Origin of the sequence: Streptomyces sp. NBC_01390 (assembly GCF_045040105.1) — a bacterium.
GTDB lineage: Bacteria > Actinomycetota > Actinomycetes > Streptomycetales > Streptomycetaceae > Streptomyces.
In genome coordinates this window covers 971,990-991,493 of record NZ_CP109551.1, presented here as the reverse complement: position 1 = coordinate 991,493, position 19,504 = coordinate 971,990, and the positions used below count along the sequence as shown (strand labels likewise).

Genomic DNA, 19,504 nt, shown 5'->3' with positions numbered 1-19,504 from the left:
TCCAACAGAGTCCGACAAGATTCTTGCTTCGGCTGTGTTCGAAGTCCTAGGGTGAGCCTGGCTCGGCAGCTCCCACTGTCACCAGCAGTTGTGTGCTGACGCAACATCAACTCCCGCACCGCCCAGGTGGGTTGAGCCGCCACCGATGACCACAGCGCTGCCGGATTCCGGGTCGGTTTGTCAACAGTAACGAACAAGATCTGACGCACCCTCAGTCCGTACAGCGCCCTGTCGTACCGAGGAAGGCCACGGTCATGCCGCACCCCCACGAGTTCGCCGTCAGCCGCCGCCGTCTCCTGGAGGGAGGAGCCGCCGTCCTCGGCGCGCTCGCCCTGTCCGGACCTGTCGCCGCCCAGCGGGCCGCCGCCGCGGACGCGACGGACGCCACCCCCGAGTGGAACGGCCACATCGACGTCTTCCGCGTCGGCACCGAACCCGCGCACACCACGCTGATGCCGTACGCGACCGTCGCCCAGGCCCTCGCCGCCGACCGCACGCGCTCCCCGTACCGCCAGAGCCTCGACGGCACCTGGAAGTTCGCGTACGTCGACCGCCCCGACGACCGGGACGCCGACTTCTACCGCACCGACGTCGACGACAGCGCGTGGGGCACCATCCCGGTGCCCTCCGTCTGGCAGCTGCACGGGTACGACAGTCCGATCTACGTCAACAGCGACTACCCCTGGTGGGGTGCCAACGGCCGGGGCGAGGAGGCGCAGCCGCCGGCCGCGCCGACCGTCCACAACCCGGTGGGCCAGTACCGCCGCACCTTCACGCTCCCGCGCGACTGGTCGGGCCGGCGGACGTTCCTGCACTTCGAGGGCGTCAAGTCGGCCCACTACGTATGGATCAACGGCACGCTGGTCGGCTACCACGAGGACTCGTACGACCCCTCCGAGTACGACATCACCCCGCACCTGAAGCCTGGCGCCAACCAGATAGCCGTGGAGGTCTACCGCTTCTCCGACGGCGACTGGCTGGAGGACCAGGACATGATCCGGCTGAGCGGCATCTTCCGCTCGGTGTACCTCTACTCGACGCCCGCCGTGCGCCTGCGCGACTTCCGGCTCGACACCCCGCTGAGCGACGACTACACGGCGGCCGAACTCTCCGTCACCGCGAATGTGCGGGACTACGGCGGCAAGGGCGCCGGCCAGTACTCCGTCGAGACGCAGCTGTACGACGTCGGCGGTCACCCGGTCTGGTCGCGTCCGCTGCAGCAGACCGTCGCGCTCGGCGCCGGCGAGGAGAAGTCCGTACAGGCCACGAAGGCCGTGCCCGCACCGCGCCTCTGGTCGGCCGAACACCCGAACCTCTACACGGCCGTGCTCCGTCTGCGCGACCCGGCCGGCAAGGTGATCGAGACCCTCTCCCACCGGGTCGGCCTGCGCGAGTTCGCCCTCAAGGACGGGCTGATGCGCATCAACGGCAAGCCGGTCTCCTTCCGGGGCACCAACCGGCACGAGATGCACCCGGTCCACGGTTCCGCGCTCACCCGGGCGGACATGGTCGAGGACATCGGCATCATGAAGCGGCTGAACATCAACTCCGTCCGCACCTCGCACTACCCGAACAACCCGCAGTGGCTCGAACTCGCCGACGAGTACGGCCTGTACCTCGTGGACGAGACCAACCTCGAAACCCACGGCATCCGGGGCGAGTACCCCGGGAACCACTCCGAGTGGACCACGGCGTGCGTGGCCCGCGCCCAGAACATGGTCCACCGCGACAAGAACCACGCCTCGGTCGTCATCTGGTCCCTCGGCAACGAGGCGGGCGGCGGCAGCACGTTCAACGCCATGTACGACTGGATCCGCTCCTACGACACCACCCGGGTCATCCAGTACGAGGGCGACGACCGCCCCGGGATCAGCGACATCCGCTCCGAGATGTACGACAGTCCGGCGCGCGTCGAGCAACGCGCCAAGGACACCGGCGACACCCGGCCGTACGTGATGATCGAGTACTCGCACGCGATGGGGAACTCCAACGGGAACTTCAAGAAGTACTGGGATCTCGTCCGCCGCTACCCGGTCCTCCAGGGCGGCTGGATCTGGGACTTCGTAGACCAGGCCCTCAGCTGGCCCACCCCGACGCGCAAGCTCCTCACCGAGACCGGGCCCGCCGCGCTCAACGGCGAGATCATCGCCCCCGCCGGCACGTTCACCCGCGACCAGGGTGTCTCCGGCGGCACCGTCTTCGCCCGTGACGAGCGCCTCGACCTCACCGGGTCCCTGACCCTGGAGGCGTGGATCACTCCGCACTTCCTCGGCTACCACCAGCCGATCATCGCCAAGGGCGACACCCAGTACGCGCTGAAGCAGTCGGACAGCGGACTGGAGTTCTTCATCTACGGCGGCGGCCAGTGGATCAGCGCCTACTGGTCGCTGCCCGCCGACTGGACCGGTAAGGAGCACCACGTCGCCGGCGTCTTCGACGCGAAGTCGGGCACCCTGACGCTGTACGTCGACGGCGTGGCGCGAGTCACCAAGGCCACCACCCAGCGGCCCAGCAACAACACCGCGTCGCTCGCCCTTGCCACCGACGTCGACAACCCAACCCGGGAGTTCAGCGGCACCATCCGCAGGGCTCGCGTCTACGCCCGCGCGCTGAGCACCACCGAGCTGGCCTCCGACAGCCGTGACCCCGGCGACGACGACGTACGGTTCTGGTTCGACGCCGCCACCGTCGGCCTCACCGAGAAGCGGCCCCGCGAGAAGACGTTCTACGCCTACGGCGGCGACTGGGGCGACAACCCCAACGACGGGGCCTTCGCCGGGGACGGCCTCCTGACCGCCGACCGCGGGCTGACCGGCAAGTCCGCCGAGGTCAAGCGGATCTACCAGGCGGTGCAGATCACGGCGGGTGCGACGCCGGGCGCGGTCACCCTCACCAACGAGTACCTCTTCACCAACCTCCGTGAGTTCGACGGGCGTTGGGAGCTGGTCGCCGACGGCCAAGTGGTCCGGCGCGGCAAGCTGACCCGCGCCCAGCTCGACGTCGCGCCCCTGTCCGCCAAGGACATCACCGTGCCCTTCGACCTGCCGGACGACCCGGCACCCGGCGCGGAGTACTTCCTGCAGCTGTCCTTCACCACCAGGGAGAGCACGAAGTGGGCCAAGGCCGGCTTCGAGGTGGCCCGGCAGCAACTCGCCCTGGACGCGGGCAGCCCGGCCGTCGCGCCCAGGCCGCTGACGAGTGTCCCGGCGCTCCGCCACGAGGACGGCGACGCGTCCGTCACCGTCAAGGGCAAGGGATTCTCGGTCACCGTCGACAAGGCGACCGGCGCCATCACCTCGTACAAGGCGGGCGGCGCCCAGCTGATCACCTCCGGGCCCACCCCCAACTTCTGGCGGGCACCCACCGACAACGACCGGGGCAACGGCCAGCACACCCGCAACGAGATCTGGCGGGACGCGGGTGCCCGGCGCACGGTGACTGGCGTGAGCGTCCGCGCCCTGCGGGACCGGGCCGTCGAGATCGAGGTCGCCGGCACGTTGCCGACGACGCCGGCATCGACGTACACCACCACCTACACCGTCTTCGGCAACGGCGAGATCAAGGTCGACAACACCCTCCACCCGGGAGCCGCCTCGCTGCCGTACATCCCCGAGGTCGGCAACCTGCTCCTGCTGCCCGGCCGCCTGGACAGGGTGCACTACTACGGCCGCGGCCCCGAGGAGAACCACTGGGACCGCAACAACTCCACCGACGTGGGCCTCTACTCCGGCACCGTCGACGGGCAGTGGAGCGGCTATCTGCGCCCGCAGGAGAACGGCAACAAGACCGACGTCCGCTGGATCGCCCTGACGGACCGCAAGGGCGCCGGCCTGCTGGTCTCCGCCGAACCGCTCCTCGAGGTCAACGCCTCGCACTTCACGCCGGAGGACCTGTCGGTCGGCGCCCGCCACGACTACCAGCTCACCCCGCGCGAGGAGGTCGTCCTGCGCCTGAGCCACCGCCAGATGGGCATCGGCGGTGACAACAGCTGGGGCGCGCACACCCACGACGAGTACAAGCTGTTCGCGAGCCGCGACTACGCGTACAGCTACCGGCTGCGTCCCCTCACGGACGTCGACGATGCGACGGCGGCCTCGCGGCGGCCCACGGCGGGGGAGTCCGCCAGATAACGGCGAAAGCACGGCTTCGGGGGCGTCACCCTTCGTCGGGGGTGGCGCCCTCGCCCAGTTCGTCGGCCAGACAGGCGAGGTACAGGGCCATGGTGGTCCGGTGTTCGCGCAGCGGGCGGCCGGTGATCTGTTCGATCTTGGTCATCCGGTAGACGACGGTGTTGCGGTGGATGTGCAGAGCGGCGGACGTCCGTACGAGGTTGAATCCGCTCTCGCACCAGGCGGTGATCGTGTCCCGCAGCACCGGCCAGTCCGGCTGGGCCCGCAGACTCGCGGCGGTCAGTTCGACGAGGCGGCGCCGGGCCGGCTGGTTGACCGCCGCCAGGACCTGATGGACACGCAGCTCGGCGATCAGATGCACCCGGGAGCCGCCCGTCACCCGGGCGCCGAGGCGCAGCGCGTCACGGGCGTCCTGCCAGGAGTCGCGCAGACCGGCGACGGAGACGGCGGGTTCCCCGATCCCCACGCGGGCGGTGAGCCCGTCCTGGGCGGCGATGACGTCGGTGATCCGCCGGCAGTCGGCGACCAGGGAAGCCGCCTCGGCCCGGACCGGCAGGCGGCGCAGCACCCCGATCCAGCCGGGAGCCGTGGACGCCACGACGTCCTGGGGGTCGGCGAAGACCTCGCGCACCGTGCGCAGCAACTCGGAGCGGACCAGGGCCATGTCCCGGGTCACAGCGCCCTGGCGGCGGGCGCCCGTGGCCGGCACGCTCACCTCGATCGCCACCGCGACCCGCTGCAGCCGCAGGTCGAAGCCGAGTTCGGCGGCCCGGAACACCAGGAAGTCGCCCTCGACGACCTGCGGGTCGTACGAGGCGATGTCGGCCAGCAGGGTCTCCGCGGCCCGCTCGGCGAGCAGCCGGGAGCGCAGCATCACGGACTCCCGGAGCAGGATCTCCGTCTGGCGCTTCACCAGCAGTCCGAACCGGCGTACCTGGGCGGGAGTTCCGGTGATGCCGACCGTGCCCACCGCCTGCCCGCCCGTGACCAGCGGCAAGGTCACACCGGGGCGTACGCCGCGCAGTTGGTGGGCCTGCGAGGCGTTGTGCGTGGCGGGCTCCTGGGTGCGGATCACCGCGACCGACGCCTCGTGGAAGGTGCCGACACGGCTGCTGTCGCCGCTGCCGATGACCATGCCCTCCGCGTCGGTGATCAGCACGTTGAAGCCGATGACCGCGGAGGTGTCCCCGGCGATCTCCTGGGCGAGTGACGGGCTCAGCACGCTCGTTCCTCCCGTCGGCGACTGGACGCAACGTACAGGAGATCGATCGAATCCAGCCACAACCTCGTACGGAGTGACCGGTGACGCACGGTGTCCGTCATCCCTAGCGTATGGGCCTCATCACCTCCCGCCGGAGGCACAACGCGGTGAAACGGCGGGCTCCTCCCACTCCACGAGTTCCTCGGCACCGGTACGGAAGGCCCACGCCCATGACCCGTATACGCCCACTCGCCGCCGCCCTCTCAGCGACACTTCTGATGCTCACGGCCGCCGCCTGCGGCTCGGACAGCGACGACCCCCCGACGAACGTGTCCGCGAAGACCGCCGCCCTGGGCACGCTCACGCCCGGTGTCATCAAGGTGGCCGTCCAGCCCTACGCCCCCTACACCACCGTCCAGGGCGACAAGATCGTCGGCCTGGACGGCGACATCCTCACCTACGTGGCCGAAAAGCTGGGCCTGGAGGTCAAGCCCCAGGTGACCGACTTCGCCGGCATGCTCGCCGGGGTGCAGTCCCGCCGGGTGGACATCACCATCGGCGGCGTCGCCTGGTCCGCAGACCGCCAGAAGCAGGGCCTGTTCACCGACCCGCCCTACTACTCGCCTCCGGCGATGGCCGTCCGCAACGGGAAGACGTACAAGACCGTCGACGACCTCAAGGGCCTCCAACTCGGCACCGTCGAGGGCTATGTGTGGGTCAAGTCCATCCAGGCCGTCCCGGACGCCAAACTGCACGCCTACCCCGACGCCAACGGAGTCTTCGACGACCTCGGCGCCGGCCGCGTCGACGTCGGCTTCCTCGACCCGCTGATCATCATCGCGGCGCAGAAGGAACGCCCGGACCTGAAGATCAGCACCCAGTACCTGACCCCGCCGACCGCCGCCGAGGTCAAGGCCAAGCCGGACTACCAGTACTTCCAGCCCTACCAGACCGGCTTCTACCTGCCCAAGAAGGCCACCAAGCTGGAAGAGGCGGTCTCCGCGCAGATCGACGCCATGTACACCAACGGCGAGATGGCGAAACTCGTCAAGAAGTACGGCGGCGATCCCGAGCAGTTCCTCAAGCCGGCCGCCGAGGTCGCCACCGCACGCCGGGGAGTCGACCGGCCCCAGGACTGGACCCCGCCGTCCGTCGCGAACTGAGGGGCTGACATGTCCGACCTCTTTCAAGTCCCCTGGTCCGACTACCGGCCCGACCTCCTCGACGCCCTCTGGCGCACCCTCTCCTACACCGTGGTGAGCTTCGCGGGCGCGGTGCTGCTCGGCCTGGCGGTGGCCCTGCTCAGGCTGAGCAGGGCATGGCCGGCGCGCGCCGTCGCCGCCGTCTACACCGAGCTGTTCAAGAACATCCCCCTGCTGGCGATCATCTTCCTCAGCTACTTCGGCCTGGCCTCGGCGGGCATCCGCCTCGACGTGTTCACAGCCGGCTGTCTGAGCCTCGTCGTCTTCTACGCCGCCTACCTCTCGGAGATCTTCCGCTCCGCGATCAGCGGCGTGCACACCGGCCAGACCGAGGCGGGCCAGGCGCTGGGCCTCGGCCGGGCCGGCATCTTCGGCCACATCGTCCTCCCGCAGGCCGTACGGCAGGCGCTGCCCGGCACCAACACCATGCTCGTCGACCTGCTGAAATCGACCTCGCTGCTCGTCACCGTCTCCGCCGCCGAGCTGATGTCCGAAGGACGGCTCATCACCTCGTCCACCTTCCGCGCACTGGAGGTGTACCTGGTCATCTCGGCCATCTACTTCGCCCTCTGCTACCCCCTGTCCCAACTGCTGCTCCTCCTGGAACGCAAGGTACGGGCGGGCGTCCCCCTCTCACCGTGGCGCCGACGACGCCTCCGCGCGGCACGAGCCCTGCTCGCCCAGGACGCGCTGCCGGACCGGACCGTGGACACCGACGTGAAGGCAGGTGCCGTATGACCGAGTCGCTCGCCACAGCGCGCAGCACCCCTCCGGCCCCGCCCGAGGCAGTCGTTCGGATCGACGGACTGCGCAAGTCCTTCGACGGCCGGGTGGTCCTCGACGACGTCCATCTCACCATCGGCCGAGGACGCATCGTCAGCGTCATCGGCCAGAGCGGCGGTGGGAAGACCACCCTGATGCGCTGCGTCAACCTGCTGGAACAGCCCGACCGGGGAACGATCGAGGTCGCCGGAGAAGTGGTCCACCAAGGCGGCCGCACGGTCTGCCGTGACCTGCCCCGCCTGCGCCGCACCGTCGGCATGGTCTTCCAGCGCTTCAACCTGTTCCCGCACCTCACCGCCGTGGAGAACGTCGTCCTCGCCCAACGCAGGGCAGGCACACCGGAGTCGGAGGCACTGGAGCGCGCCGTCACACTGCTGCGCCGGGTCGGCGTCGCCCACCGCGCGCTCGCCCTGCCCGACCAGCTCTCCGGCGGCGAGCAGCAACGCGTCGCCATCGCACGGGCGTTGGCCCTCAAACCCGAGCTGCTGCTCTTCGACGAACCCACGTCCTCCCTGGACCCCGAAGCCACCCGGGAGGTACTGAGCGTGATGCGGGAACTCGCCGCCGACGGAATGACGATGATGCTGGTCACCCATGAACTGCCCTTCGCCCGTGAGGTGTCCGACCACGTCGTCTTCGTCGACGGCGGCCGGATCGTCGAGGAAGGGAGCTCCGAGGACGTCCTGGGCGCCCCCGCGAAGACCCGCACCCGGGAGTTCCTCGCGTCGTACGGCACCACCTCATGACCGGCGTTCCGGACAGCCCCGTCGCCGTCGTGGGAGGCGGCGTCGTGGGCCTGTGCACCGCCTACTACCTGGCCGCGGCCGGCCTTCCGGTCGTGGTCGTCGAGCGGCGCGCACTCGGCTCGGGCGTGTCCAGGGGGAACGCGGGCTGGGTCTGCCTCAGCCACTCCACACCCGTCCCGGCCCCCGGCATGCTGCGCTACGCCCTGCGCTCACTGGGTCGGCCCGACTCCCCGCTCTATCTACGGCCGTTGCCCGACCCGGCGTTCGTACGCTGGCTGTGGCGGTTCTGGCGCAGCAGTACACCGGCCGCGTTCCGGCGCGGCTATGAGGCGATCGCCGAGCTGAACCGGCCCACCTTCGACCTCTTCGACGGTCTGCGCGAGGCAGGGGTGGCCACCACCCTGACCCGGCCCGGCATGGTGCACGCCTTTCTGTCCCCGGCCGAGGCCCGGCATCACCTCGCGGTCCAGCGGGAGATGGCGGACGGCCACTATCCGATGCCCGAGGACGTGACCACGGGCGCCGGGGCGCATCTGCTCGACGAGGCGCTGTCACCCCGGGTGCGCGCGGCCTATCTCGTCGAGGGGGAGGGGGTGGTCGACCCGGAGGCGTTCGCCCGAGGACTCGGCGAGGCGCTGGCCGCGGCCGGAGTGAAGGTCCACGAGAACGCGGAGGTGACGGGGTTCCGCACCGGGGGAGGACAGGTCACCGCGTTGACCACGGACCAGGGCGACATCCCCTGCTCGACGGTCGTCGTCGCGGCCGGCATGCGCTCAGCCGCCCTGCTGCGAGCCCTGGGACACCGGCTGCCGCTGCAGGCGGGCAAGGGCTACAGCTTCTCCGTCGACCTGGACCCGGCACCCCGCCACACCCTCTACTTCGGCGAACGCCGGGCCGTCGCCTCACCGATCGGCGGCACCACACGCATCGGCGGCACCATGGAGCTGAGCGGCAACAACAACCGGCTCGACTGGCGCAGGATCGTCGCCGTGGCACGGGCGAGCCGCCACTATCTGGGCCCCTGGTTCGACGACCCGGACGACCTGGTGAGCCTGATCCGCGACCCCTGGGTGGGCGGCCGGCCGTTCCTGCCCGACGGACTCCCGGTGATCGACCGCCTGCCCGGGTACGGCAACGCCTTCGCGGCCACGGGTCACGGCATGCTCGGCGTCACCCTGGGCCCCGCCACCGGCCACCGCCTCGCCGAGTACATCCGTACCGGCAACCGCCCCGACGCCCTCGCGCCGTTCCGCTTCGACCGGCTCCGCCACTGACCCGGAAAACCGGGCGGTCGGACGGACGGGCGGCTACCTACCCTGGTTCGCGCGCTTTTCCTGCTGCTCCTGGTGCAGCTCCTTGATGCGCGCCGACTCCTTGCGGACATCGACCTGCACGGAGCGCTCGTGCCGGAGCCACTCGGGGGCCTCCTGCTTCAGGGCGTCGATCTGCTCGGTGGTGAGGGCCTCCGTGACCCCGCCCCGGGCGAGCCCCGCGATGGAGACGCCCAGCTTCGAGGCGACCACCGGACGGGGGTGCGGGCCGTCGCGGCGCAGGTCGCGCAGCCAGGCCGGCGGGTCGGCCTGCAGCGCGGTGAGCTCGGCGCGCGTGACGACACCCTCCTGGAACTCAGCGGGGGTGGCCTGGAGGTACACACCCAGCTTCTTCGCCGCGGTCGCGGGCTTCATGGTCTGGGAGGTCTGCTGCGTCGTCATGCTGTCAAGGGTATCGAGCGTATGAACCAGCGCCGACCACGTGGGGCGGGGCGGGGAGAACCGGCGACAGGGCGGGCAGCACGGCGAGAGGAGTACGGCAGGTAGCCTGGCGCGGTGACTGGCTCGGTAGATTCCCCCGCGTTCCGGCTCGCGTACGTCCCCGGAGTGATCCCCGCCAAGTGGGTGCGGATCTGGAACGAGCGCCGAACCGACGTCCCCCTGACCCTGCTCCAGGTGTCCGCCGCCGAGGCCGGCGAGCTGATGCTGGCCGGCGACGCCGACGCGGCCCTCGTCCGCCTGCCGGTCGACCGTACGGTGCTCAGCGCGATCCCCCTCTACACCGAGACGTCGGTGGTCGTGGTCCCCAAGGACCATGTCGTGGCCGCCGTCGACGAGGTGACCGCCGAGGACCTCGCCGACGACATCGTGCTGCACCCCCTCGACGACACCCTCGGCTGGGAGCGCCTCCCCGGCCTCCCCGCGATCGAGCGCCCCGCGACCACCGAGGACGCCGTCGAACTGGTCGCGGCCGGGATCGGCGTCCTCGTCGTCCCCCAGTCCCTGGCCCGCCTCCACCACCGCAGGGACCTCACGTACCGGCCGGTCACCGACGCGCCCGGCTCCCAGGTCGCACTGTCCTGGCCGGAGGACCGCACGACCGACCTGGTCGAGGACTTCATCGGCATCGTGCGGGGCCGCACCGTCAACAGCTCACGCGGACGCCGCCAGGAGCCCGAGGCAGAGCAGCCGAAGACCAAGAAGCGGGCCGGTGCGGAGGGCACGGCACGCAAGCCCGCCGCCGGAAGGTCGGCGGGCCGGGGCGGAGGCGGCGGCGCCGGAAAGAGCGGATCGGCGGGCAGGAACGCCCGCAGCGGTGGCAAGACCGGCGGTGCCCGCCAGGGCAAGCCCCGCCGCAAGTCGTAGCACCCGCCGAGACCTGGAAGCCGGGCACACAACCGCGCCGCGAGAGCGGTCGGGGGCGGTGATCAGCGGGCGATCGCGCGGCCGATCGACTCCACCAGGGGCAGCAGCCGGTGCGGGACGCGCTCGCGCAGGGCCACCTCCGTGCGGGTGCGGACCACGCCCGGCACGCTGATCAGAGACTGGATCACGTCCTCCAGATGGGCGTTGTCGCGGGCCACGACCCGCGCGAGGACATCACCGCCGCCGGCGATCGAGAACGCCTCGACGATCTCCGGCACGGCTCCCAGCGCCTCCCCGACCTCGTCGAGATGGCCCTGGGTGACCTCGATGTGCACGAACGCGAGCACGGGGTGGCCGAGCGCGGCGGGGGACAGGGAAGGGCCCGTGCCGGTGATCACGCCGTCCCGTTCGAGACGGTCGAGGCGGGCCTGAAGGGTTCCGCGTGCGACGCCGAGGACACGGGCGTACTCGCGGACGCTGCTGCGGGGCCGTTCCAGCAGCAGCCGCAGGATGCGGGTGTCCAGCTCGTCCACGGCCATGGTGCCGCCCTCCTCGTGTACCTGGTCCACTACATGGTCCACATGGTCCGTTGGTTCGACGGTGGACACCTGCGGACCGATATGTCTGTGCCAATGGCCCAGCATATTCGCCCTGACTTGAGCCGGTCGCGGCGGAAGTGCTGCAATGTTCCCGTCGATGGCGCCGCGGACTCCGTGGCGCCTTTCTCATGCGGACTCCAGTGGGGCGGGGCAGCAGTGCTGAAAAGGGTGTTCATGGCGCCGGACCCGGGCCGCGCCCGGTTGCGCTTCGCCGTGCGGGCCGTGCTCGGTGTCGGCCTGGCCGTCACCGTCTGCGGCCTCGCCGGACACTCGCTCACCGGGGCCGTGACCGGCGGACTCGCCGCGATGCTCGCCCTGTTCACGGTCACCGACGTCACGGTGCGCGGGCAGGCGGTCACCACCGCGCTGCTGCCCGCTGTCGGCCTCCCGGTCCTCGCCGCCGCGGCCGGACTCCACGATCACCCGGTCGCCCGCGGCCTCGCTCTCCTCGCCGTCGTCGGCGCCGGCGTGTACGCGCGCCGCTGGGGCCCGCGCGGCCACAGCCTGGGCATCTTCGCGTTCATGACCTTCTTCGTCGCCCAGTTCCTGCACGCGGTACCGGCCCAACTGCCCGAGCTGTACGGCGCTGTCGTCCTGTCCCTGCTCACCGCCTCGGCGGTGCGCTTCGGCCTCTGGTGCTACGAACGCCGCACGCCCCCGCCGCCGGCCCCCCTCGCCCCCGCCGGCGAACGCGGTCTGGCCCGCGCCACCACCCGTCAGGCCGTCCAGGCGACCGTCGCCGCAGGCTTCGCGCTGGTCATGGGCCAACTGGTGTCCGGGGACCGCTGGTACTGGGCCGTCGGCGCCGCCTGGTGGATCTTCGTGAACACCACCTCGCGCGGCGAGACCCTGGTCCGCGGCTTCCGCCGCGTCCTCGGGACGGTGCTCGGCATCGTGCTGGGCCTCGCCGTCGCTGTTCCGGTAGCGGGCGCCGCCGTCCCCACGGCCGTACTGGTCGCCGTGTGTGTGTTCGGCATCTTCTACTCGGCCGCCGTGTCGTACACGTGGATGATGCTCTCGGTCACCCTGCTCGCCGAGCTCCTGTACGGCCTGCTGGGCGTCCTCGACCCCGCCCTGCTCGGCGTACGGCTCGCGGAGACCGGTGTCGGTGCACTGGGCGCCCTGCTGGCCGTGGCCTTCGTGCTGCCGATCACCACGCACTCCACCACCGACGCGTGGATCCAGCGCGCCCTGCGCTGCGTCCACGCCTGCACCGCCGAGGCCACCGCCCGGCTCGCCGGTTCGCCGGACGGTGGCCTCGGCGGCGCGGCCCCCGACCCGGCGCCGCGCGTCGCGGAGCTGGAACTGCTGCTGGGGCGTGTCCGGCTGTCGGTCGCGCCGCTCGTGCATCCGCTCAACCCGGTGCGCGCCCGTAAGCGCCGCGCGCGTCGGGTACTGGCGCTCCTCGACGACTGTGCCCGCGAGATCCGCGGCCTGGCCGCCGTGGCCGCCGACCGTGAGGCCGCCCACGACGTCCGGCTCGCCGCCGCCTGCAAGCGGGTGGAGACCGCGGTGGAGGCGCTTGTGGAGGGCCGCGCCAGCTCCGTGGCGGCCCAAGTCGACCGGTCCCACGTCAGGGAGCCCGCACTCGCCCACCTGCACGCCCTGGAACGGACCCTGGCCGAGCTGGCCGATCCGCTGCGTGGCCCGTCGCGTTCGCCACTCGTCGGCGCCTGAGGTCCCCGCGTCCGGACACGCCGAGGGCCCGCTCCCGGAAAGGAGCGGGCCCTTCGGCGTACCAGATGTTCCAGACGTCGGACTGCGTCGTACGGGGTGCTGCCGGGTCAGCGGACCGGGGCGCCCTGGGGCTGCTGCGGGGCGATGCCCAGGGCTGTCGTGTACTTGGCCAGCGCCAGCTTGCCGATGGCCGGGTAGGGGCCGAGCGCGTCGGAGGAGGCACAGCCGGCCTCGGCCGCCGCGGCCTCCAGCAGACCGGCGTCGATCTCCGGGCCGATCAGATACGGGGCGAGCGCGAGGTTCTGCGAACCCGAGGCCCGCAGCTGTTCCGCGATGGCCGCGATCGAGCCGTCCTGGTCGAGCGCCGCCGCCATGACCGGTACGGCGAGACGCGCGGCGAGCAGCATGCCCGTGATCCCGGCCGCCTGCACGGCCTCCTCGCCACCCACCGAGGCCAGGATGATGCCGTCCGCGGCGGTCGCCACGGTGAACAGTCGGGCCCGGTCGGCGCGCGCGAGGCCCGCCTCGGACAGCCGTACGTGCAGTCCCTCGGCGAGCAGCGGGTGCGGGCCGAGGACGTCGGTCAGGTCGGCCGCGATACGGCTCTCCATGACGGCCTGACGGACCTGCCGCAGCAGCGCGTTGTCCGGACCGGCGAGCAGCGGCACGACGACGGCCACGGGCCCCTCGGGCTGCTTGACGTCCGCACCGGCGGCGAGGGCCTGCTCATAGCGGGCGGTGCGCTCCTGCGCGGTGTGCGTGAGCACGGACTGGAGCGTGGGGAACTCCCCGTCGTCACCGTCGAGGTAGCCGATGCGGGCGTCGAGGCCGGGGAGTTCGGAGCGGGCGATGCTCACGACCTCCTCGGCGAGGCCCCGGGTGGCGGCGCTGGGCATGCCCGGCACCGCGAGGACGAGCGCGGGCGCCCCCTCGGGAGCCGCCAGCGGCTCGGGGCGGCGGTGCCGGCCCGGCTGGCGGGGGCGCGGCATTCGTACTGGCAGGCCGGCGGGCCCAGTGGGGGAGCTCATGGCGCCGCATGTTACTGGCTTACTGGGCTCCCTTGTTCGGGGAGGGGGCAGGTGAGCGGTATCCGTCCCCTTTTGTCTGATGAGTTACGGACGGATCAGAAGCGATCAGTAGGTGACATCTCTCCGCAGGGTGGAAAAGGCGCGCATTCCGGTCACTCGGCGGTGTCGGTGTGCGAGCGCTTGGCTGTCCGTGCGGGGCGTCGGTGTGTGCCAGTAGGGTGACGGACTGTGGCACCACGACCCTTGCATGAACTTGTTGAAGCGGGCTGGGCGAAGGCTCTTGACCCCGCCGCCGAACGCATCGCCGCGATGGGGGACTTCCTCCGGGCCGAGATAGCGGCCGGCCGGACATACCTTCCGGCCGGGGCGAATGTCCTGCGTGCCTTCCAGCAGCCGTTCGACGACGTGCGTGTCCTGATCGTCGGTCAGGATCCCTACCCCACGCCGGGGATGGCGATCGGGCTGAGTTTCGCGGTGGCGCCCGAGGTGCGTTCGTTGCCGGGCAGCCTGGAGAACATCTTCCGGGAGCTGCACACGGACTTGGGGCTGTCCAGGCCGTCGAACGGTGATCTGACGCCGTGGACGAAGCAGGGTGTGCTGTTGCTGAACAGGGCGCTCACCACGGCGCCGCGCAGTCCCGCGGCGCACCGGGGCAAGGGGTGGGAAGAAGTCACCGAACAGGCGATCCGGGCGCTGGTGGCGCGTGGCAAGCCGCTGGTGTCCGTCCTCTGGGGGCGTGACGCACGCAATCTGCGGCCGCTGCTGGGCGATCTCCCGGCGATCGAGTCCGCCCACCCGTCGCCGATGTCGGCGGACCGTGGCTTCTTCGGCTCACGCCCCTTCAGCCGGGCCAACGACCTGCTCGTCAAGCAGGGGGCCCAACCGGTGGACTGGCAACTGCCGTAGGCCACGGTCGCCGAGCCTTGAGCTGTGCCTGGTGGCCTCCAGGCACAGCAGGCCGTGAGCGTGACCAGGGCGTCGGCCGCTACCGTCGCAGCCCCGGGCCTCCCGTCAGGCTCCGGTCGGCGCCGTAGCTTCCCAGCATCGCGGCGGAGACCACCCGGCTCAGCGCCATCGGCCCCAAGCCGCAGTCCATGCGCACCTGTGCCATGGCAGGGGGCCCGGGGCCGGGAACCGTCCTCCTGCGACCGGTCCTCAGTCGATCACCGCGGCCCGCACACACAGCACGTCCGGCAGATGGGACGCCAACTGCTGCCAACTGTCGCCGTCGTCCGCCGACGCGTACACCTCGCCGTTCCGGTTGCCGAAGTAGACGCCCGCCGGGTCCGCGTCGTCCGTACACAGGGCGTCGCGCAGCACCGTGCCGTAGTGGTCCCCCTGGGGCAGGCCCGCAGAAAGGGGCTCCCAGCTCTTGCCGGCGTCCGCCGTGCGGAAGATCCGGCAACGGTGGTCGGCGGGGACACGGTCCGCGTCCGCGTTGATGGGGAAGACGTACGCCGTGTCGCCGCGGTGCGGATGAGCCGCCACCGCGAAACCGAACGTCGAGGGGAGACCGGCGCCGATGTCCGTCCAGTGCCCGCCCGCGTCGTCGCTCCGGTAGACACCCCAGTGGTTCTGGAGGTAGAGCCGGTCGGGGTTGGCGGAGTCCTTCGCGACCTTGTGCACGCACTGGCCGAACTCCGGGTTCGGATCCGGCAGGAACACCGCGGAGACACCGGAGTTGGACGGGGCCCAGCTCGCGCCGCCGTCCGACGTGCGGAACACGCCGGCGGTCGAGACGGCGACCGTCACCGCGCGCGGATCACGCTGGTCGGTGACGATCGTGTGCAGTCCCTCACCGCCGCCGCCCGGCACCCACCGGGAGCGGGTGGGATGCTCCCACAGCGGGCGGACCAGCTCGAAGGACTCACCGCGGTCCTCCGAGCGGTACAGCGCCGCCGGTTCGGTGCCCGCGTACACCACGTCCGCTTCCGCCGTCGACGGGTGGAGCTGCCAGACGCGCTCCAGTGAGGCGCCCGTGTCCTTGGGGAACTTGACGGCCGGCCGCGTCGGCTCCGTCCACGTCCGGCCCAGGTCGTCGGAGTGGAATACCGACGGCCCCCAGTGGGCGCTGTCGCCGCCGACCAGCAGCCTCGGGCTCTCCCGCCGGGTGTCGATCGCGACCGAGTACACGGCCTGCGCGTTGAAAGAAGGGCTGTCGTCGAACTCCCACGTGCCTCCGCGCCGGTGCCCGATGAACAGGCCTTTGCGCGTGCCGACCGTGAGCAGTACCTCGGTCATGCCGATCACCTCCGGGACGTCTTTGTCCAGTCATCGGCCAGTCTGCACCCCACCACTGACAGTCACCTCTGGAATCGGCGTCGTCGCAGGTCAAAGCGGTTTGTCGGCGGGATGTGACGGAGACCTCGGACCTGTCGTGAGCAGCGGCGGCCCGTCGCGCGTATGGGAGGACGGCAGGGCATGTCCGTGTGCGCGTGAGGAGGATGCCTTCGATGGCGGCATTCCGTGGTCCGAGGGTGTGGCTGTGGCGTTGGCGGCGCAATCCGCTGAGGCGTCGCGTGGATGCCGTGGAGGGATGGGCCGCACTGGCCACCTGGGCACTCATCGTGCTCACCGGGGTCTTCGTCGGCCTGGTGTCGGCCCACTCCGTCGAACAGGGGCTGGCGAGAGAGCGCGTCGAGTGGCGTTCCGTGACGGCACTGGTGGTGGAGGACGCGCCCGGCACGGTGGGCAGCGAGAAGGTGTGGGCGAAGGTTCGCTGGAGCACCTCAGACGGCACCCGGCACACGGGCCAGGCCCGGGTCGACGCGGGCAGCACCGCGGGCAGCCCGGCGACGGTCTGGACGGACCCGCAGGGCCGTCTGGTGACGAAGCCCGCCACCGAGTCCGAGGCCCGTCTCAGAGCCGTGCTGATCGGCGCCCTGGCGGGCGCGAGCGGGGCGACCGTGCCCTACGTCGGCTGGCGTCTCCTGCGCGGCCGTCTGCAGCGCAGGCGGATGGAGGAGTGGGACGAGGCGTGGGAGCGGTTCGACCCGATGTGGGGCCGCAACACCCGCTGAGAAGGGTCACGGGGGTCGGGGGAGCCGGGGTCGGATGCGTTCGGCCTGCGGCCACCTCCCCTGCTGTGTGCGTCGGCTGAGGTGTGGCGCGCGACGGGGGAGGTGCGGTGCCGCGCCCGGCCGGATCCCGACCACCGTGACGTCGCGCTCGGCGGCCTCGTCGGCGGCACGGCGCAGACCGTCTCCGTGCCGTATCCGCCGTACAGGCGGTGGAAGGAGACCGGGCCCGTCGGTCGGGGCGAGCGGAACGCTGTCGCGGCACTCCGCCGAAGGCGGTGCGGCAGGACGGCCAACCCGCGCGGGGTATGCGGCGGTGGCCGTCAGACCGGACGTAGCCCGTACCCACCCGCCGCACGCGCCCACGCCGAGCGGGCACCCGCCCTGGTGCCGGTGCCGGCACCAGTGTCGAGCGCGAGCAGCAACGAGGAGAGCGGCGCCCCGAGTCGGAACGGCGGCGGCTGTACGAGGCGGTTGCGGGACCGCCTCGTACAGCCGCGGTGGGGGGACGGATCAGCGGTACGTGATGTCGCTGGTCGCGTACTTGCAGTATCGAACGTGCATCGCTCTGGCGCCCTCGCTGTGATCTGGATCTGGGTCGTGACCTGGCCATCTAGTCTTTCTGGTTCTTTCTCGGTGTTTCGCGATGTGTCGTTCAGCACCCCCCTGGGAACTCCCTGAAGGGCTTCGAACCCCCTCTGAACCCCCTGAGATTGAGCCCCGTAAGAGGGGGTGTAGGCCTCGTGTAAGAGGCAGTGAGCTGGAGAAATAGCAGCCCCCCTGCGCCAGCTGACGACGCAGGGGGACTTCCGATGCCCCTGACCAGGTCCCGGCCCGCGACGCGGTCTGCCTGCTGGACGTGCCGACGTACAAGACCGGCACCGCGTTCACCAAGCCGGTCGATCCGATCCTCGGTCAGGCCCTCGGTGCGTGGCAGGCGATCCGTTCGGAGCAGCCGCAGTTCACTGACCGCCACACCGGCGACCTGGTGGATCTGCTGTTCGCCACCCGGGCCCGGAAGGTTTCCTCCGCCTACACCGACAGCACCGTCATCCCGATGCTCTGCCGCAAGGCTGGTGTTTCCCGCCGCCGACGTGCGTGGGAACATCACCAGCCATCGGGCCCGGTCCACGATCGCCAGCCAGCTCTACAACGCGAAGGAGCCGATGACTCTGTTCGAACTGTAAGCCTGGCTCGGCCACTGCTCGCCGCAGTCCACTCAGTTCACTTTTACGCGAAGATCAGCCCGACGGCGCTGACCCGGGCCTACGACGACGCGGGTACTTCTCCAGTAACGTCCGCACGATCGAGGTCCTTGTCGACCGCGACGCGGTCACCTCCGGCGCCGCCGCGCCGGGCCGTCGAGTGCGGCGGGGCGCGCTCGGTGCTGGAGAAGCTGGGGTCGAAGTCGGTCGTACCCGAGGCGGTGCGGTCCAGGTAGACCTCCCTCGTCACCAGATGGCCGGTCGTATCGGAGGTGACGCAGACTCATCGCGCCGCGAGACGGCCGAGGCAAGCCCGCACCCCGGCACCTCGACGACGGCCCTCTGTCGTGGCATGGGGAGATCAGGCTTCCGGTCCCTGTGTGTAGGCAGCAGACCCGGGGAACTCCCGTGCCGGGGGAGGGGGCAGGGGGGTCGGCGAGATGCGCAGCCCATCGACGACCAGGGCGAGGTAGCGCCTGCGGCCCGCGCCGTCGGGATCGCCTAGACGCACCGTGGCCAGAACCATGACGATGACCGCCGCCACGTCACGAATCTCCAGCTCCGGTCGCACCACCCCCGCCTCGACGGCACGTCGTAGCAGCCGTTCAAGGGAGCGCAGGTAGTGGTGCACGCTTTCGACATCGAACGCGTCGGACTCCCGGGCAAGGGAGAGGATGACCTGCCGTTGAGCCAGTACATCGATGCTGGCCCCGAGCACGTCGACGAGATCTCGCCACGGATCTTCGGTGTGCGCCGCCGCCATGGGCTGGATCTCCGTGGTGAGAACGTGGTCCAGGACGGCTCGGACCAGCTCGTCGCGAGCGCGAAAACGCCGGTAGACCGTCATCACACTTACCTCCGCGCGCCGAGCGATCTCCTCGAGGGTCACCTCCGGCCCGATCTCCTCGAACGCCTGGACCGCGACACCGACGATCCGCTGGTAGTTACGAGCCGCATCAGCCCTCAAGGTCCGTCCCTGCGTCGCCATGACTGCACAGTAGTACGCGCTGCCGGGCCGTCGGCCGTCCACAACCTGGCCGTCAGGCCACGTGCGGCGACGTCAAGCCGTACACCGCCAGTGCGGCGGCACCTCCGGTGCTTTCGTTGTGACCCGTTCCCTGGGTTGTGACCATCATGAAAATAAGTGAAAGCCAACTAACACTTATCGCCAGAGTGGTGCTACGGTCCAGGTGTGATGAGCAATCTCTTCCAGATCACAGATCAAGATCGCCGTGGCAACCGGGTCCGGCCGGTCATTGGCGCCGCGACGGTGGTGGCAC

The 19,504-nt window shown here is 70.8% G+C and carries 16 protein-coding genes; 10 read left to right on the top strand and 6 right to left on the bottom strand.

The genetic code is table 11. From position 1 onward, the window contains the following. The first annotated feature begins 254 nt into the window (after positions 1 to 254). The gene (locus OG241_RS04285; protein ID WP_405813726.1) at positions 255 to 4,130 is read left to right on the top strand and encodes a glycoside hydrolase family 2 TIM barrel-domain containing protein; all 3,876 of its coding nucleotides are present in this window, start codon (positions 255 to 257) and stop codon (positions 4,128 to 4,130) included. A gap of 25 nt (positions 4,131 to 4,155) precedes the next feature. Here OG241_RS04285 and OG241_RS04280 read toward each other — a convergent pair whose 3' ends face one another. Beyond that, on the bottom strand, positions 4,156 to 5,352 hold the full coding sequence (locus OG241_RS04280) for a CdaR family transcriptional regulator (protein WP_405813725.1): 1,197 nt from the start codon (positions 5,350 to 5,352) through the stop codon (positions 4,156 to 4,158). A gap of 209 nt (positions 5,353 to 5,561) precedes the next feature. Between OG241_RS04280 and OG241_RS04275 the strand changes: the two genes are divergently transcribed. Genes OG241_RS04275 through OG241_RS04260 form a run of 4 tightly spaced genes read left to right on the top strand, consistent with a single transcriptional unit; the run spans position 5,562 to position 9,336 of the window. Then, positions 5,562 to 6,494: a substrate-binding periplasmic protein gene (locus OG241_RS04275; RefSeq protein WP_405813724.1), complete on the top strand. Its 933-nt coding sequence runs from the start codon at positions 5,562 to 5,564 to the stop codon at positions 6,492 to 6,494. A gap of 9 nt (positions 6,495 to 6,503) precedes the next feature. Then, the gene (locus tag OG241_RS04270; protein WP_405813723.1) at positions 6,504 to 7,271 is read left to right on the top strand and encodes an amino acid ABC transporter permease; all 768 of its coding nucleotides are present in this window, start codon (positions 6,504 to 6,506) and stop codon (positions 7,269 to 7,271) included. Then, entirely contained in the window at positions 7,268 to 8,062 is a 795-nt protein-coding gene (locus tag OG241_RS04265; RefSeq protein ID WP_405813722.1) for an amino acid ABC transporter ATP-binding protein, read from the top strand. The genes OG241_RS04270 and OG241_RS04265 overlap by 4 nt, the downstream gene beginning before the upstream one ends. Beyond that, positions 8,059 to 9,336, top strand: a complete 1,278-nt coding sequence (locus tag OG241_RS04260) for an NAD(P)/FAD-dependent oxidoreductase (RefSeq protein WP_405813721.1) — start codon at positions 8,059 to 8,061, stop codon at positions 9,334 to 9,336. Before OG241_RS04265 ends, OG241_RS04260 begins: the two co-directional genes overlap by 4 nt. Before the next feature lie 33 nt (positions 9,337 to 9,369). Here OG241_RS04260 and OG241_RS04255 read toward each other — a convergent pair whose 3' ends face one another. Then, positions 9,370 to 9,774 (bottom strand): DUF5997 family protein, encoded by a 405-nt coding sequence (locus tag OG241_RS04255; RefSeq protein WP_405813720.1) that lies wholly within the window; start codon positions 9,772 to 9,774, stop codon positions 9,370 to 9,372. A gap of 114 nt (positions 9,775 to 9,888) precedes the next feature. Between OG241_RS04255 and OG241_RS04250 the strand changes: the two genes are divergently transcribed. Beyond that, entirely contained in the window at positions 9,889 to 10,698 is an 810-nt protein-coding gene (locus OG241_RS04250; protein WP_405813719.1) for a LysR substrate-binding domain-containing protein, read from the top strand. Positions 10,699 to 10,760: 62 nt separating this feature from the next. On the opposite strand, the gene OG241_RS04245 is transcribed toward OG241_RS04250, so the two are convergent. Then, complete coding sequence (locus tag OG241_RS04245; RefSeq protein WP_405826041.1) at positions 10,761 to 11,237, bottom strand: Lrp/AsnC family transcriptional regulator; 477 nt, start codon at positions 11,235 to 11,237, stop codon at positions 10,761 to 10,763. 216 nt (positions 11,238 to 11,453) lie between these two features. Between OG241_RS04245 and OG241_RS04240 the strand changes: the two genes are divergently transcribed. Then, positions 11,454 to 12,974: an FUSC family protein gene (locus OG241_RS04240; protein ID WP_405813717.1), complete on the top strand. Its 1,521-nt coding sequence runs from the start codon at positions 11,454 to 11,456 to the stop codon at positions 12,972 to 12,974. Positions 12,975 to 13,081: 107 nt separating this feature from the next. Here OG241_RS04240 and OG241_RS04235 read toward each other — a convergent pair whose 3' ends face one another. Further along, entirely contained in the window at positions 13,082 to 14,002 is a 921-nt protein-coding gene (locus OG241_RS04235) for a sirohydrochlorin chelatase (RefSeq protein WP_405813716.1), read from the bottom strand. A 228-nt stretch (positions 14,003 to 14,230) separates the two neighbouring features. Between OG241_RS04235 and OG241_RS04230 the strand changes: the two genes are divergently transcribed. Further along, positions 14,231 to 14,908, top strand: a complete 678-nt coding sequence (locus OG241_RS04230; RefSeq protein ID WP_405813715.1) for a uracil-DNA glycosylase — start codon at positions 14,231 to 14,233, stop codon at positions 14,906 to 14,908. Positions 14,909 to 15,157: 249 nt separating this feature from the next. On the opposite strand, the gene OG241_RS04225 is transcribed toward OG241_RS04230, so the two are convergent. Further along, positions 15,158 to 16,243, bottom strand: a complete 1,086-nt coding sequence (locus tag OG241_RS04225; protein WP_405813714.1) for a WD40/YVTN/BNR-like repeat-containing protein — start codon at positions 16,241 to 16,243, stop codon at positions 15,158 to 15,160. 212 nt (positions 16,244 to 16,455) lie between these two features. Here OG241_RS04225 and OG241_RS04220 point away from each other — a divergent pair, with 212 nt between their 5' ends. Next, a complete protein-coding gene (locus OG241_RS04220) occupies positions 16,456 to 17,022 on the top strand; it encodes a hypothetical protein (RefSeq protein ID WP_405813713.1) in 567 nt (188 codons plus the stop codon). Positions 17,023 to 17,878: 856 nt separating this feature from the next. Then, complete coding sequence (locus tag OG241_RS04215) at positions 17,879 to 18,460, top strand: hypothetical protein (protein ID WP_405813712.1); 582 nt, start codon at positions 17,879 to 17,881, stop codon at positions 18,458 to 18,460. 125 nt (positions 18,461 to 18,585) lie between these two features. On the opposite strand, the gene OG241_RS04210 is transcribed toward OG241_RS04215, so the two are convergent. Next, positions 18,586 to 19,212, bottom strand: a complete 627-nt coding sequence (locus tag OG241_RS04210; protein WP_405813710.1) for a TetR/AcrR family transcriptional regulator — start codon at positions 19,210 to 19,212, stop codon at positions 18,586 to 18,588. Positions 19,213 to 19,504 lie beyond the last annotated feature (292 nt).